A 15,536-nucleotide genomic window follows, 5' to 3' on the forward strand; every position below is an offset into this window, starting at 1 on the left:
GGCACTGGAAGGATACGGATCTGTGCCGACGGGGCCTGTCACTCGGGCCGGTCTGGCGTTGCGCATGGAACCCCTGGACGCCGTCTGCGCCGCACACGACGCGTCAGCTCACGCCCAAGGGCGGATAAGTCGCAGGGTTAGGTCCAGCGTGCGCGTCATAGCGCCAAGGCTATGGTCAATCGCGCAACGCTTGTCCAGAATGAATGCAGCATAAAAACCGGGGAATGGCCTGATGACCGACGCGATCGAACCCTTCCGCTACATCGTGCCCGATGGCGCCATCGCCGACCTGCACGCCCGGATCGATGCCACGCGCTGGCCCGAGGCCCAGACGGTGGACGACTGGTCGCAAGGCGTGCCGCTGGCGATTTTGCGCGAATTTGTCGAGACCTGGCGGCACGGCTACGACTGGCGCCCGACCGAGGCATGGATCAACGCGCAAGGGCTGTCGACCACCACGATCGACGGGGTGGCGATCCGGTTCCTTCACGTGCGATCGCCGCGTGCCGATGCCGTGCCGCTGATCCTGACCCACGGCTGGCCGGGATCGATCCTGGAATTCCGGGGGGTGCTAGGCGCCTTGACCGATCCCGCCGATGGTTCGCCGGCGTTTCACTGTGTGGTGCCCTGCCTGCCGGGCTATGGCCTGTCGGGCAAGCCTGCGACCAAAGGGTGGGGCGTCGACGCGATTGCCCGCGCCTGGGGCACGTTGATGGCGCGGCTGGGTTATGCGCGCTGGTTCGCGCAAGGCGGCGACTGGGGTGCGGTGGTGACCACCCAGATCGGCCGGATGAATGTGGCGGGCTGCGCGGGCATCCACCTCAACATGCCGGTCGCGCGGCCATTGCCCGAAGACCTGGCCAATCCGACGCCGGCCGAACAGCGCGCGCTGGCCGCGCTGCAGCATTATCAGCAATGGGATTCGGGCTATTCCACCCAGCAACGCACGCGGCCCCAGACCGTGGGATACAGCCTGGTCGACAGCCCCGTCGGCCTGGCCGCGTGGATCTACGAAAAGATGTGGGCCTGGACCGACAACCAGGGCCGCCCCGAAGACGCGTTGAGCCGCGGCGCGATCATCGACAACCTGATGCTGTATTGGCTGACCGCCAGCGGTGCGTCGTCGGCGCGGCTTTATTGGGAAAGCTTTGGCAGCTTTGCCCCGTCCGACATCACGATGCCCGTGGCGTGCAGCAATTTTCCCAAGGAAATCCTGCCTGCGCCGCGCAAATGGGTCGAACGCCATTGCACCAATCTGGTCCATTGGGGCGAAATGCCCAAAGGCGGGCACTTTGCCGCGTGGGAACAGCCGGACCTGTTTGTGGGCGAGTTGCGCACGGCGTTTGCCTTGATGGGGTGAAGACGCGCGCCGCATGTGTCGGTGGCGCTTGCAAAAGATTGATTTGATTGGCGTGTGCGGCTGATTATGCTGCGGATGTAACCAACGGGGGATGCAATGGCTGGCAAGGGTTTTGTGCGCGGCGCTTTGGCGGCGTTGCTGGTGTCGGCGGCGGTGCCGGCAATGGCGGGTGACATCGCGGTGCATGCCGGACGGCTGATCGACGGCACGGGTGCCGTGCCGCTGCAAAATGTGACAATCGTGATCCATGGGGATCGGATTGTGGCGGTCGAGCGGGGGTTTACCGCGCCGGCCGGTGCGACGGTGATCGATCTTTCACAAGCGACCGTGTTGCCCGGGCTGATCGATTGCCATGACCATATCACGGCCTCGTTTCACAAGGGCGATCCGATCCGCAACGCGGTGACGCGCACCAGCTATGACGACGAAGTGGACGGGATCAACAACGCGCGGGCCGAACTGCTGGCGGGGTTCACCACGATCCGTGATGTAGGGGCGGTAACGCCGGTGGTGGTGGCCATCAAACGCGCGGTCAATGCCGGGTTGATCCCGGGCCCGCGCATGTGGGTGTCGGGCGAGGCGCTGGGACCTACCGGCGGCCACGGCGATCCTGCCAACGGGCTCGATCCCGAACTGTCGCACAGCCATTGGACCGATTCGGTGATCGACAGCCCGGAAGAGGCGCGCAGGGCCGTGCGCCGGTTGCGGCGCGAAGGGGCCGACCTGATCAAGATCATGCCGTCGGGCGGGGTGATGTCGATCGGCGATGACCCCAAGGTTCAGCTGATGACCGATGACGAGATCAAGGCGGTGATCGACACGGCGCATGGACTGGGCATGAAAGTGGCGGCGCACGCGCATGGTGAAGGGGCGATCAACCGCACGATCGAACTGGGCGTGGATTCGATCGAGCACGGATCGTTTGCCGATGCCAGGTCCTACGCGCTGATGCGGCAACATGGCACATACCTGGTGCCGACGATGCTGGTCGGTGCGCGGGTTGAGCAACACGCGCGCCTGCATCCAGAGGATCTGAACCCTTCCACCGCGGAAAAGGCGCTGGTGATCGGACCCTTGCTGAAGCACAATCTGCACGACGCCTATGCCGCGGGGGTAAAGGTGGCGTTCGGCACCGATACCTTCGGGATGAGCGCGCACGGCGAAAATGCGCAGGAATTCGGCATCATGGTGTCGGCAGGAATGACGCCGATGGACGCGATCCTGGCGGCAACGCGCAACGCGGCCGATCTGATCGGCGATACGGCGAATATCGGATCGATCCAGGCGGGACGGTATGCCGATCTGGTCGCGGTATCGGGCGACCCCTTGCACGACATCACGGTGCTGGAACACGTCGGGTTCGTGATGAAAGGCGGCACCGTCTACAAAGCTGACGGAAAGCCGGTGGCGAACTGAACCGAGGCAAGGACAACCGCGCCTGCCCGCCGGATGCCGGGCGCGTGACCAAAGCAAAAAGGGGGGGGCAGCCGGCCGGCCGCCCCCCCCCTTTTTTTGATGCACCGACAATCAGTTCTTGGCGGTGTCGACCAGCTTGTTGGCGCCGATCCACGGCATCATGGCGCGCAGCGCGGCGCCGGTCTGTTCGATCGGGTGCGCGGCGGCGGCCTTGCGCGCGGCCTTGAGCTCGGGCTGGCCGGCGCGGTTGTCGAGCACGAAGTTCTTGACGAAGCGGCCCTGCTGGATGTCGGCAAGCACGCGCTTCATTTCGGCCTTGGTTTCGGCGGTGATGATCCGCGGGCCGGTGGTGATGTCGCCATATTCGGCGGTGTTGCTGATCGAATAACGCATGTTGGCGATGCCGCCTTCATACATCAGGTCGACAATCAGCTTCACCTCGTGAAGGCATTCGAAATAGGCCATTTCGGGGGCATAGCCGGCTTCGACCAGCGTCTCGAACCCCGCCTGGATCAGGTGGGTCAGGCCGCCGCACAGCACGGCCTGTTCGCCGAACAGGTCGGTTTCGCATTCTTCCTTGAAATTGGTTTCGATCACGCCCGAACGGCCGCCACCGACGCCCGAGGCATAGGCCAGCGCGATGTCGTGCGCGTTGCCGGTGGCATCCTGTGCCACCGCGATCAGGCAGGGCACGCCGCCGCCTTTGACATATTCGCCGCGCACGGTGTGGCCGGGGCCCTTTGGTGCGATCATGATCACATCGACATCGGCGCGCGGCTCGATCAGGCCAAAGTGTACGTTAAGGCCGTGGGCAAACGCCAGTGCCGCGCCGGGGCGCAGATTGGCATGGATGTCGTCGGCATAGATCGCGGCCTGGTGTTCGTCGGGCGCAAGGATCATCAGGATATCGGCCCAGGCCGCCGCTTCGGCATTGGCCAGAACCTTGAAGCCGGCGCCTTGCGCCTTGGCCGCGCTGGCCGAGCCGGGGCGCAGCGCGATGGCGACGTTCGTGATGCCCGAATCGCGCAGGTTCTGCGCATGCGCGTGGCCCTGGCTGCCATAGCCGAGGATGGCGATCTTTTTGTCGATGATCAGATTGAGATCGGCGTCGGCGTCGTAATAGACCTTCATGTCGGTTCCGTTTCTTAAGGCAAGTTTATGATATACACGTAAAATCAGATGGCGGTGTTGCCGCGGACCATGCCGACGACGCCGGTGCGGCCCACTTCGACCAGGCCCAGCTCTTTCATCAGTGCGACAAACGTGTCGATCTTGTCGGGTGATCCGGTCAGCTCGAAGACAAAGCTCGAGGTCGTGGTATCGACCACTTTGGCGCGGAAGATTTCGGCCACGCGCAGCGCCTCGACGCGGAAATTGCCGGTGCCGGCCACTTTGATCAGCGCCAGTTCGCGTTCGATATAGGGGCCGACTTCGGTCAGATCGACCACCTTGTGCACCGGCACCAGGCGTTCGAGCTGCGCGCGGATCTGGTCGATGATCGACGGCGGCCCGTGCGTGACGATGGTGATCCGGCTGACTTCGTGGTTGTCGGTGATGTCGGCCACGGTCAGGCTGTCGATGTTGTAGCCGCGCGCGGTAAACAGCCCGGCGATCTTGGCCAGGATGCCGGCTTCGTTGTCGACAGTGATCGTCAGGACGTGGCGTTCTTGCGCCTCGGCGGTCTGGGTGTTCATGGGTTGGGGTTCTTTCAGACCAGTGCCTTGGCGGCATCGTCCATCGTGCCGGCAACGTCGTCGCCGTAAAGGATCATGTCGGTATGCGCCGCGCCCGACGGGATCATCGGGTAGCAATTGACTTCCTTGACCACCAGGCAATCGACAAACACCGGGCCGGGATGGTCGATCATCGCCTGGATCCCGGCATCGAGTTCATCCATCGAGGTGATGCGGATGCCTTTCCAGCCATAGGCCTCGGCCAGCTTCACGAAATCGGGCAGGCTGTCCGAATAGGAATTGGAATAGCGGCTTTCATAGGTCAGTTCCTGCCACTGGCGGACCATGCCCATCCATTCGTTGTTCAAAACAAACACCTTGACCGGCAGGCGATATTGCGTGGCCGTGCCCAGTTCCTGGATGTTCATCTGGATCGAGGCATCGCCGGCAATGTCGATGACCAATGCATCGGGCAGGCCGGCCTGCGCACCGATCGCGGCGGGCAGGCCATAGCCCATCGTGCCCAGGCCGCCCGAGGTCAGCCATTTGTTGGGGCCGTGGAACTGGAAATACTGCGCTGCCCACATCTGGTGCTGCCCGACCTCGGTGCTGATCACCGGGTCGCGATCGCGGGTCAGGTCATACAGCCGCTCGATCGCCTTTTGCGGCATGATCTCGTTGCCGCGATCGGGATAGGCCAGGCTTTTGCGCGCGCGCCAGCCATCGATGCGTGCCTGCCAGTCGGTCAGATCGGCCGCGCTGTGACCGGCCTGCAACCAGGCGTCGATCATCTGTTCCAGAACGATCGCGCAATCGCCGATCACGGGCAGATCGACGCGCACCGTCTTGTTGATCGACGCGCGGTCGATATCGACGTGGATCTTGCGCGAATACGGCGAAAAGGCGTCGAGCCGTCCGGTCACGCGATCGTCGAACCGCGCGCCCAGCGCGATGATCAGATCGGCCTTGTTCATCGCCATGTTGGCTTCATAGGTGCCATGCATGCCGAGCATGCCGAGCCACGCCGGATCGCCTGCCGGAAACGCACCAAGCCCCATCAGCGTCGAGGTCACCGGCGCGCCGGTCAATTTCTGCAATTCGCGCAACAGGCGGCTGGCCTGCGGCCCGGCATTGATCACTCCGCCGCCGGTGTAGAAGATCGGGCGTTCGGCCGCGGCAATCATGGCCACGGCATTGGCGATATCGGCCGCAGGCGCCATGGTCTGGGGCGCATAGCGCGTGCGGCGCTGCGGCGCCCGGCCGTTCCATTGCGCCAGCGCGATCTGCACATCCTTGGGAATGTCGATCACAACCGGGCCGGGGCGGCCGGCCGTGGCGATATGAAACGCCTCGTCGACGATCGCGGCGAGTTCTGAGGCGTCCTTCACCAGATAGTTGTGCTTAGTGCAGTGGCGCGTGATGCCAACGGTGTCGGCTTCCTGAAAGGCGTCGGTACCGATCAGCGCGGTCGGCACCTGGCCGGTGATCACCACCATCGGGATCGAATCCATGAAGGCATCGGCAATGCCAGTAACGGCATTGGTGGCACCGGGGCCCGAGGTGACGAGCACCACGCCGGGCTTGCCGGTGGCGCGGGCATAGCCTTCGGCGGCGTGGGCGGCGCCTGCTTCGTGGCGGACCAGGATATGGCGAATGCGTTCTTCGCCGAACAGTGCGTCATAGATCGGCAGCACCGCGCCGCCGGGATAGCCGAACACGAATTCGACGCCCTTGGCGACCAGGCTTTCAACCAGGATTTCGGCGCCGCTGCGCTCGGTGCTCACAGTACTCGTCCTCAATTGCGCGAACGATCGGGGCCGGCTGGTCCCGCGTGTCGCGATGGCATACCCTGCCGAATGAAAAAGGTGCGGCCCGGCACACTCTGTGGCGCACCGGGCCGTCTCTCCCACTCGGGCACCCGAAACCCAGCCAATACGGGGATTTCGAGCAATTGACGGCCTGCTACTTGACACAATCATTCATGTCAAGCGGCTAAATTTGAAATAATCCTGCTATATTGTCGTTGTCAATGTAATTTTCATTCGCAAGCCGCGGCCACGCGGCCGGCATCTGGTGCCGCAACCAGGTGTATTGCCGTTTGGCATAGTTGCGCGTGGCCTGTTGTCCGTCGGCGATCGCGGTGGGTGCGTCGCACGTGCCTGACAGGAACGCGGCCACTTCGCGCACACCGATCGCACGCATCACCGGCAGTTCGGGATCAAGCCGCCGCGCCAGCAACGCGCGCACTTCATCGTGCGCGCCGTGGTGCCACATCGTGGCAAAGCGACGGTCGCAGCGGGCATAGAGCCAGTCGCGGTCGGGCATCAACACCACCGCGGACAGGTCGATGGCCCCGGCAATACCGCCTTCGCGCACGTCGTGCCAAAACGCCAGTGACCGGCCGGTGGAACGGATCACTTCGAGCGCACGCGCCACGCGGGCCGCGTCGGCGGGCGCAAGGCGGCTGGCGCGGTCGGGATCTTCGCGCGTCAGCGCCGCCCACGCCTCGGCCACGGGCATCGCGCGCACGGTGGCGCGAATCGCAGGATCGATCGGCGGGATCGGGGCGATTCCGTCGAGCAGCGTGCGAAGATATAGCCCGGTGCCACCCACCAGGATCGGCAATGCACCCTGGGCATGCGCGGCGGCAATCTCGGCCCGCGCGGCATCGGCCCAGTCGGCGGCCGAGCAGGCCTGCGCCCCGTCCCACGCGCCGAACAGGCGGTGCGGCACGCCGCGCATGTCGGCATGTGTGGGGCGCGCGCTCAGCACCGACAGATCGGCATAGACTTGCGCACTGTCGGCGTTGATCACGACGGCCTTGTCCACGCTCTGCGCCAGGCGCACGGCACAATCGCTCTTGCCGCTGGCGGTGGGCCCTGCGATGAGCGCGACAACCGGCTTCGGTCCATCACGATGCGTCAAACGATGTAAGGAAATTTCGGTGCTCATTGCCCGCCTGATAGCAGACCCTGAGACACTTGGAGACCGGCTTGCGGTCGCCATGGAAGAAATCGAGGAAACCGGTGCCGAAGTGCTGGGCGCGGGCATGCTCGAAACCAACCCCGACGTGCTCGAACTGGAAATCGAGGATGGTGATGCCGGCGCGGTGCGCCGCGTGCTCGATACGCACTTTGCCGATGCCGACATGCTGTTGGCCGAAGGCCCGATCGCACTGCCGCGCCTGTTCGTGTCGGATATGGATTCGACCATGATCGGGCAGGAATGCATCGACGAACTGGCTGATTTTGCCGGATTGAAGGACCAGGTGGCCGCGATCACCGAGCGCGCGATGCAGGGCGAACTGGATTTTGCCGCAGCGCTTCACGCGCGCGTGGCGCTGCTGGCGGGCTTGTCCGAACAGGCGATTGCCGATTGTCTTGACCAGCGCATCAGGCCGATGGACGGCGCGGTAACACTGGTGCGCACGCTCAAGGCGCATGGCGCGCACACTGTGCTGGTTACAGGCGGGTTTCACCAGTTTGCCGACACGATTGCCGCCGCGTTGGGGTTTGACCGCGTGGTGGGCAACCGCCTGGCGGTGGACAACGGCCTGCTGACCGGTGCCGTGACAGGCGATATCGTCGACAGTGCGGTCAAATGCGCGGTGCTGGTGGATGAAGCGGCCCGGCTGGGCGAGGGGACGGTCAGCCTGGCCACCGGCGATGGCGCCAACGACATCGCGATGATTCGCGCCGCCACCCACGGAATTGCATTTCGCGCCAAGGCCAAGGCGCGCGAGGCCGCCGACGGGCGCATCGATCATGGCGATTTGACAGCGATTCTGGACCTTTACGGAATTTCGCGTGATGCCTGGGTCACACATTGACGATATATTTACATCAATGTTAGTATTGGCTTCGGAACCCCAAGGAAGAAGTCCGGCCATGAATGCGATCCCGTTTTCGGTCGAAGCCGACCTGCCGATCTATGATCACCGCCGCCCGGTGCTGCGCACGCGTCCGCGCAAGGCGTGGAAGCATTTCCGCGAACTGCTCAAGGACAAAGAGCGCACCGACGAGGTGTTCCGCATTTTCGAGGCGCTGCCATGGCGCGGCTTTACCGCAGCCGGCGTGAAATTCCTGTCGAGCGAACGCGGCCAGGCGCTGCGCGCGCGCGAACCCTATCTGCCGGCCATCCTGGATGACCATGCCGCGCTGCGTCGCATGCCGGCAGGATCGCTGGCGCACGCCTATTGCGATTTCATGGAACGCGAAGGGCTGAGCGCCGCCGGGCTGGTCGAGGAATTCGAAAAGTTCGCGCATGACAAACCGCGCTTTCAGGACCAGTTCCTGTGGTATCTGAACCGCGGCCGCGACGTGCATGATCTGTTGCATGTGCTGACCGGCTATGGCCGCGATGGTCTGGGCGAGGCCTGCGTGCTGGCGTTTACCTATAGCCAGCAGCCCAGTCCCGCGCATCTGTTCATCGGTTATATGGCCGGGCTGAACATGAAAAAGACGGTCAAAAGCAGCGCACCGGTGCTGCGCGCGGTGCGCGAAGGCCAAAAGCTGGGCAAGGCGTGCCCGCGCCTGATCGAAACATCGATCACCGAACTGCTGCCATTGCCCATCGACGAGGTGCGCCGCCGGCTGAACATTACCCCGCCGCGCCAGTATCACGAAGCGCACCGGGTGTGGCGCGCGATGGGGATTGATCCCTACGACATGCTTGGCAAAAACCCGCCGGTGCCGAACGTGGATATTGCGCAGGCCGCCTGACGCTTGTCCTGCCCCTGGCGGGCAGGGATCAGCTATCCATCCAGTCGCGGAAAAACGCGTCGTGGCGGGCCTTCAGCGTGGCGATTGCCACGCTGAACCCGGTGCCTTCGATCGCGTTGCCGCCGGTCGTGCCGATGCGGCGTATCGCGATACCCGCGGCTGACAGGTCGGCATCGGCCGGTGCGGTTACCAGATAGCGGCTCTGGTCTTCGCCAAACGCGCTGGACGCGTCGCTCAGGCCTGCGACGGTGCAGCCGATGCCGCCGGCCATGGCCATTTCCGCCAGCGCCACCAGCACGCCGCCATCGGCCACATCATGCACCGCGCTGACCCGGCCATCGGCAATCAGTTCGCGCACGAATTCGCCGTTGCGGCGTTCGACAGCAAGATCCACGGGCGGGGGGCTGCCCGCTTCGCGGCCCAGAATTTCGCGCAGATACAGCGATTGGCCCAAATGACCACCCTGTTCGGGCCCGCCAATCAGCCAGATCGTTTCGCCCGCGGCCTTGAACCGGATCGTGGCCATCGTTGCATGGTTCAGCATCAGGCCGACCCCGCCGATGGCAGGCGTGGGCAGGATCGCGCTGCCGCCACCGGTTGCCTTGGATTCGTTGTAAAGCGACACATTGCCCGACACGATCGGATAATCGAGCGCCCGGCAGGCATCGCCCATGCCGTTCAGCGCCTCGACGATCTGCGCCATGATTTCGGGGCGCTGCGGATTGGCAAAATTCAGGCAATTGGTAATCGCCAGCGGGGTTGCGCCCACCGCACAGATGTTGCGCCAGGTTTCGGCAACCGCCTGTTTGCCGCCTTCATACGGGTCGGCATAGCAATAGCGCGGGGTGCAGTCGGTGGTCATCGCCAGCGCCTTGTTGGTGCCATGAACTCGCACGACGGCGGCATCACCGCCCGATTTCTGCAAGGTGTCGGCGCCGACCTGGCTGTCGTACTGCTGCCAGATCCACGCTCTGCTGGCCAGATCGGGGCAGCCGATCAGCGCCACGAGGTCCGCGCCCAGATCGGTGCTGGCAGGCACTTCGCCCAACGCCGGCACAGCCGCCCAGGCCTTGTAATCGGTCAGCGACAGGTGCGGGCGATCGTACAGCGGCGCTTCGTCGGCCAGGGGATCGAGCGGAATGTCGCAGACCACTTCGCCGTTCCATTCCAGCACCATGTGCCCGGTGTCGGTCACTTCGCCGATGACGGCAAAATCAAGTTCCCACTTGCGGAAGATCGCTTCGGCCATCGGCTCTTTGCCGGGCTTCAGCACCATGAGCATGCGCTCCTGGCTTTCCGACAGCATCATTTCGTACGGCGTCATGCCGGTTTCGCGGCAGGGCACCATGTTCATGTTCAGCCGGATGCCCGCGCCGCCCTTGCTGGCCATTTCGACCGAGCTTGAGGTCAGCCCGGCGGCGCCCATGTCCTGGATCGCGACGATGGCGTCGGTGGCCATCAGTTCGAGGCACGCCTCGATCAGCAGCTTTTCGGTAAAGGGGTCGCCCACTTGCACGGTGGGGCGCTTTTCGTCGCTCTTGTCGTCGAAATCGGCGCTGGCCATGGTTGCCCCATGGATGCCGTCGCGCCCGGTCTTTGATCCGACATAGACGATCGAATTGCCAAGCCCGGTGGCGGCCGAATAGAAAATCCTGTCGGTATCGGCCACACCCACGGTCATCGCGTTGACCAGGATATTGCCGTCATAGGCCCGGTGGAAATTGGTTTCACCGCCCACCGTCGGCACGCCGACGCAATTGCCATAGCCGCCGATACCCGCAACCACGCCCTGCACCAGGTGCTTCATCTTCGGGTGGTCGGGGCGGCCAAAGCGCAACGCGTTCATGTTGGCCACCGGGCGTGCGCCCATCGTGAACACATCGCGCAAGATGCCGCCAACCCCGGTTGCCGCACCCTGGTAGGGCTCGATGTAACTGGGGTGGTTGTGGCTTTCCATCTTGAAGATTGCGGCCTGGCCATCGCCGATATCGATCACGCCGGCGTTTTCACCCGGTCCGCAGATCACCCAGGGGGCTTGCGTGGGCAGCTTCTTGAGGTGCAGCCGGCTCGACTTGTACGAACAGTGTTCGGACCACATCACCGAAAAGATACCAAGCTCAACCAGATTGGGCTCGCGACCCAGCGCGTTGAGCACGCGGGCATATTCGTCTTCGGTAAAGCCGTGGGCGGCGACGGTTTCGGCGGTGATCTGTGCTGACATGGGCGAGCGCTCTAGAGCAAAGCGCGCCAAAGTTGCACCCGGTTTTTTACGCCCCGCCGAACCTGCGTGCCACAGCCGTTGCCACGCTGGCGGCAACCGCCGTGGCAAAACTGCCCCAGGTGATATCAACCAGCGTCAGCCAGGTGGGCCAGCGGGCCAGCGTGGCCTGATTGGTCAGGTCATACGTCGCATAGCACAAGCCGCCCAGCAGCGCCGCGTTGAGCGCCGCTGTCCCCACGCCATCGGCCATCCCCGGACGCACCGCAAACCACACCATCCCGCAAAGATAGATCAGATAGAACACCGCAGCCGGGCCGCCGCGGAAATCGGCCGCGAGCAGATCGCCCAGCGCCGGGCGATAAACCCGCGATCCGGCAAACGACAGCCAGCAGGCATCCAGTGCGCCAAACGCCAGCGCGGCCACGCCATATGCGATCACCCATTTCATCGTCGCTTCTCCGCCTTGCGCAATTTGTGCGTGTGCATGGGCTTGACCGTGTCGGCACGGGGCGTCAATTGTCCCCTTGATGAACAACCCCACCGATATTGCCGCGCTTTCGTTCGAAGATGCGCTCAAAGCCCTTGAAGACGTCGTCCGGCGACTGGAAAGCGGTGAGGCGCCTCTGGATGAATCCATTGCGCTTTATGCCCGGGGTGATGCGCTGCGCGCACATTGCCAGGCGCGACTCGATGCAGCGCAGGCCCGGATCGAGGCCGTGGTGGCCGATCGCGACGGGCAGGCCGTGGCCACGCGGCCGTTCGACGAACAGAGCTGATCGCCATGGCACTGGACGATCGCTCTGCCACGCTGCTGCACGATGCGCTGGCGCGGATCGCACAGGAAGTGGACGCCTGTTTCGATACGGTTCTGCCGGTGCCGGGCGATCCGCGCGACCGCCTGATCGAGGCGATGCGCTATGCCGCCATCGGCGGGGGCAAGCGGTTGCGCCCGCTGCTGGTGGCATCGGTTGCGGGCCTGTACGGGGTTGATCGCAATGTGGCGGTGCGCGTGGGCAGCGCGATCGAGGCGATCCATGTCTATTCGCTGATCCACGACGATCTGCCGTGCATGGACAACGATGCGCTGCGCCATGGCAAGCCGACGACGCACCTGGCGTTTGATGAAGCCACCGCCGTGCTGGCGGGCGATTCGCTGCTGGCGCTTGCGTTCGAGATCCTGTCCGACCCCAATCTGATCGGCGATCCGTTTACCCGCATCGAACTGGTGCGCACTTTGGCACTGGCAAGCGGCGCGCAGGGCATGGCGGGCGGGCAGATGATGGACATCGTTGCCGAAACCACCGCGTTCGACCTGTCGACCGTGACCCGCCTGCAGCAGCTCAAAACCGGTGCGCTGCTTGGCGCGGCGGTGGAAATGGGCGCGATCCTGGGCAAGATTGCGCCCGAGGCGCGCACCCATCTGCGCGGGTATGCCCGCGATATCGGCCTGGCCTTCCAGATCGTCGATGATCTGCTCGATGCCGAAGGCGACGAGGCGGCGGCAGGCAAGGCGCTGCGCAAGGATGCCGACGCGGGCAAGCAGACCTTTGTGTCGTTGCTGGGGGTCGAACGCGCGCGAGCGCAGGCGCACCACCTGACCGATCAGGCGATCCAGTACCTGGCCTCGCACGGCGAAGAGGCCGACCTGTTGCGCGCCATCGCCCGGTTTATCGTCGAGCGCGACCGCTAGAAGCTTTTGCAGGCATCGCGCCGCCACAGCATTGGAGAGGATGTATCATGACCGTCAACAGGGAACGGGTCGGGGTCTATCCGGGCACGTTCGATCCGATCACCCGGGGGCATCTCGATATCATCCGCCGGGGGGCCAAGCTGGTCGACCGGCTGATCATCGGCGTGACCACCAACATGTCGAAAAACCCGATGTTCACACCCGAAGAACGCATCGCGATGGTTCAGCGTGAAGTGCTGCAACAGGGCATCGCCAATGTCGAGGTGACCGGGTTCAACGCGCTGCTGATGAAATTTGCCGAACATCAAGGCGCCAGCGTGATTATCCGCGGCCTGCGCGCTGTGGCCGATTTCGAATACGAATATCAGATGGCCGGGATGAACCAGCAGCTGAACAACCGTATCGAGACGGTGTTCCTGATGGCCGATGTCAGCCTGCAGCCGATTGCTTCGAAACTGGTCAAGGAAATCGCGCTGTTTGGGGGCGATATCACCCATTTCGTGCCGCCGGCGGTGCGCGATGAAGTCGTTGCGCGGGTCGAGGCGCAGGGCCGGCTGGGCGATTATTGACTCTGCCCGCAGGGCCAGGTTCGGGCAAATTTGTTCATTGCAGGCTCAGCCCGGCTCGCCTATCGGCAGGGGCACAGATTTCGACAGGATGGTTCTTGATGCGCTTTCGCCTGCTTGCCTCTCTTGCGCTTGGCGCCGCGATCGTTGCTGCACCGGCCTTGGCCCAGCAAAAGGAAACCAAGACCGAGGTCAAGCCTTACAAGGTTGATCGCGTCGTCTCGTCCAGCAAGGTCGATTACTCCATCGATCTGGATGAACGCCATGATCCCGAAAACGTGCTGGTGCTGTATCTGTCAAACGGCGGACGCATCGCCATCCGGCTCAAGCCGCAGTGGGCCCCGCACCATGTCGAACGGATCAAGACCCTGACCCGGCAGGGCTTTTACGACGGTCTGATCTTTCACCGGGTGATCGACGGGTTCATGGCCCAGACCGGTGATCCCACCGGCACGGGTTCAAGCGGGTCAAAGCTGCCCGATCTGGATGCCGAGTTCAACGATGTGCCGCATGGCCGCGGTACCGTGTCGATGGCGCGCACCGATGAACCCAATTCGGCCAACAGCCAGTTCTTCATCGTGTTCTATCCCAAATCGGCGCTCGACCGGAAATACACCAATTTCGGCCGGGTGATTTCGGGCATGGACGTGGTCGACCGCATCGTGCGCGGCGAACCGCCGGCGCACCCGACGCGGATCATCCAGGCCTCGATCGGTGCAGACAACAAGCCGGCGCCCGCGATCCCGGTTGAAACAACCGCACCTGCCAAGATCACGGCCGACATGCTCAACCGTTCGACGGCGCATTGATCGATCGCTGCCGGCGATAAGTCATGCGTGTTGACCTGTTCGATTTTGCGTTGCCGACCGATCTGATCGCGTTGCGTCCGGCGCGGCCGCGCGATGCTGCGCGGCTGTTGCATGTGCCTGGCACTGGCGATCCGGCCGATTGTGGCGTGCGCGATCTGCCGCGCCTGTTGCGCGCGGGCGATGTGTTGGTGTTCAACGACACCCGCGTGATCCAGGCGCAACTCGAAGGCCACCGGGGCGACGCGCGGATCGGTGCAACGCTGCACAAACGGATCGATCTGCGCCGCTGGCAGGCCTTTGTGCGCAATGCCAAGCGCCTGCGCGTGGGCGAAACCATCGATTTCGGGCAGGGCGTTACCGCGCGTGCCGAATCGCGCCACGATGACGGCAGTTTTACACTGGCCTTTGCCGGCGACGAACCGGTCGAAGTCCTGCTGGAACGCGCCGGGCGCATGCCGTTGCCGCCGTATATCGCGGCCAGGCGGCCAACCGATGCGGACGATGCGCGCGATTACCAGACGATGTTTGCCGCGCGCGACGGCGCGGTGGCCGCACCGACCGCGGCGTTGCATTTCACGCCCGATCTGCTCGATGCGCTGGCCCGGGCCGGGATCGGGCATGAAACGCTGACGCTGCATGTCGGCGCTGGCACGTTCCTGCCGGTCAAGGCCGACGACACCCACGACCATGCGATGCATGCCGAATGGGGCCGGATCGAACCCGATACGGCCGCCCGCCTGAACGCGGTGCGCGCCAATGGCGGGCGGATCATTGCGGTGGGCACCACCAGTCTGCGCCTGCTGGAAAGTGCTGCGGGCGATGATCGCGTGATCCGGCCGTTTGCCGGCGATACGTCGATCTTCATCACGCCGGGATATACGTTTCGCGCCATCGACGGGCTGATGACCAATTTTCATCTGCCCAGATCGACGCTGTTCATGCTGGTCTCGGCGCTGATGGGGCTCGACCGGATGCAGGCGGCCTATGCCCATGCCATTGCCGGGCGCTACCGGTTCTACAGCTATGGCGATGCCAGCCTGCTGATCCCCTGACCGGTCTTTTTTTGAATCCTGCCCCAGT

General features: G+C 64.0%; 15 protein-coding genes. 9 read left to right on the forward strand and 6 right to left on the reverse strand.

Annotation, left to right across the window (positions count from 1 at the left end; all coding sequences use genetic code 11):
- Positions 1 to 232 precede the first annotated feature (232 nt).
- Positions 233 to 1,360, forward strand: coding sequence for an epoxide hydrolase family protein (locus G404_RS0100110; protein ID WP_211230705.1), 1,128 nt, complete (start codon positions 233 to 235; stop codon positions 1,358 to 1,360).
- 96 nt (positions 1,361 to 1,456) lie between these two features.
- Complete coding sequence (locus tag G404_RS0100115; RefSeq protein ID WP_028639275.1) at positions 1,457 to 2,776, forward strand: metal-dependent hydrolase family protein; 1,320 nt, start codon at positions 1,457 to 1,459, stop codon at positions 2,774 to 2,776.
- Positions 2,777 to 2,887: 111 nt separating this feature from the next.
- Here G404_RS0100115 and ilvC read toward each other — a convergent pair whose 3' ends face one another.
- The 4 genes from ilvC to miaA all read right to left on the reverse strand — a co-directional run bounded on the left by ilvC (position 2,888) and on the right by miaA (position 7,401).
- Positions 2,888 to 3,907: a ketol-acid reductoisomerase gene (ilvC, locus tag G404_RS0100120; protein ID WP_028639276.1), complete on the reverse strand. Its 1,020-nt coding sequence runs from the start codon at positions 3,905 to 3,907 to the stop codon at positions 2,888 to 2,890.
- A gap of 44 nt (positions 3,908 to 3,951) precedes the next feature.
- A complete protein-coding gene (gene ilvN, locus G404_RS0100125; RefSeq protein WP_028639277.1) occupies positions 3,952 to 4,470 on the reverse strand; it encodes an acetolactate synthase small subunit in 519 nt (172 codons plus the stop codon).
- 14 nt (positions 4,471 to 4,484) lie between these two features.
- A complete protein-coding gene (gene ilvB / locus G404_RS0100130; protein WP_028639278.1) occupies positions 4,485 to 6,233 on the reverse strand; it encodes a biosynthetic-type acetolactate synthase large subunit in 1,749 nt (582 codons plus the stop codon).
- A 208-nt stretch (positions 6,234 to 6,441) separates the two neighbouring features.
- Positions 6,442 to 7,401 carry a tRNA (adenosine(37)-N6)-dimethylallyltransferase MiaA gene (gene miaA / locus G404_RS0100135; protein ID WP_051279989.1) on the reverse strand — a complete coding sequence of 320 codons (960 nt, stop codon included), beginning with the start codon at positions 7,399 to 7,401 and terminating at the stop codon, positions 6,442 to 6,444.
- Between miaA and serB the strand changes: the two genes are divergently transcribed.
- The gene (gene serB / locus G404_RS0100140; protein WP_028639280.1) at positions 7,394 to 8,278 is read left to right on the forward strand and encodes a phosphoserine phosphatase SerB; all 885 of its coding nucleotides are present in this window, start codon (positions 7,394 to 7,396) and stop codon (positions 8,276 to 8,278) included. The two genes, miaA and serB, sit on opposite strands and share 8 nt — an antisense overlap.
- A 58-nt stretch (positions 8,279 to 8,336) precedes the next feature.
- On the forward strand, positions 8,337 to 9,170 hold the full coding sequence (locus tag G404_RS17530) for a Coq4 family protein (RefSeq protein ID WP_036519805.1): 834 nt from the start codon (positions 8,337 to 8,339) through the stop codon (positions 9,168 to 9,170).
- 28 nt (positions 9,171 to 9,198) lie between these two features.
- On the opposite strand, the gene purL is transcribed toward G404_RS17530, so the two are convergent.
- Both purL and G404_RS0100155 read right to left on the reverse strand, forming a co-directional pair.
- Positions 9,199 to 11,391: a phosphoribosylformylglycinamidine synthase subunit PurL gene (purL, locus tag G404_RS0100150; protein ID WP_028639281.1), complete on the reverse strand. Its 2,193-nt coding sequence runs from the start codon at positions 11,389 to 11,391 to the stop codon at positions 9,199 to 9,201.
- A 46-nt stretch (positions 11,392 to 11,437) separates the two neighbouring features.
- Positions 11,438 to 11,839 (reverse strand): DUF2177 family protein, encoded by a 402-nt coding sequence (locus G404_RS0100155; protein WP_028639282.1) that lies wholly within the window; start codon positions 11,837 to 11,839, stop codon positions 11,438 to 11,440.
- A gap of 79 nt (positions 11,840 to 11,918) precedes the next feature.
- Here G404_RS0100155 and G404_RS0100160 point away from each other — a divergent pair, with 79 nt between their 5' ends.
- The 5 genes from G404_RS0100160 to queA all read left to right on the forward strand — a co-directional run bounded on the left by G404_RS0100160 (position 11,919) and on the right by queA (position 15,508).
- Entirely contained in the window at positions 11,919 to 12,167 is a 249-nt protein-coding gene (locus G404_RS0100160) for an exodeoxyribonuclease VII small subunit (RefSeq protein WP_028639283.1), read from the forward strand.
- 5 nt (positions 12,168 to 12,172) lie between these two features.
- Positions 12,173 to 13,081: a polyprenyl synthetase family protein gene (locus tag G404_RS0100165; protein ID WP_028639284.1), complete on the forward strand. Its 909-nt coding sequence runs from the start codon at positions 12,173 to 12,175 to the stop codon at positions 13,079 to 13,081.
- A gap of 47 nt (positions 13,082 to 13,128) precedes the next feature.
- The gene (gene coaD, locus G404_RS0100170; RefSeq protein WP_028639285.1) at positions 13,129 to 13,650 is read left to right on the forward strand and encodes a pantetheine-phosphate adenylyltransferase; all 522 of its coding nucleotides are present in this window, start codon (positions 13,129 to 13,131) and stop codon (positions 13,648 to 13,650) included.
- A 98-nt stretch (positions 13,651 to 13,748) separates the two neighbouring features.
- A complete protein-coding gene (locus tag G404_RS0100175; RefSeq protein WP_028639286.1) occupies positions 13,749 to 14,456 on the forward strand; it encodes a peptidylprolyl isomerase in 708 nt (235 codons plus the stop codon).
- A 23-nt stretch (positions 14,457 to 14,479) separates the two neighbouring features.
- Positions 14,480 to 15,508: a tRNA preQ1(34) S-adenosylmethionine ribosyltransferase-isomerase QueA gene (gene queA, locus G404_RS0100180; protein WP_028639287.1), complete on the forward strand. Its 1,029-nt coding sequence runs from the start codon at positions 14,480 to 14,482 to the stop codon at positions 15,506 to 15,508.
- Positions 15,509 to 15,536 lie beyond the last annotated feature (28 nt).

It is taken from the genome of Novosphingobium acidiphilum DSM 19966 (assembly GCF_000429005.1).
In the GTDB taxonomy this organism is placed as follows: domain Bacteria; phylum Pseudomonadota; class Alphaproteobacteria; order Sphingomonadales; family Sphingomonadaceae; genus Novosphingobium; species Novosphingobium acidiphilum.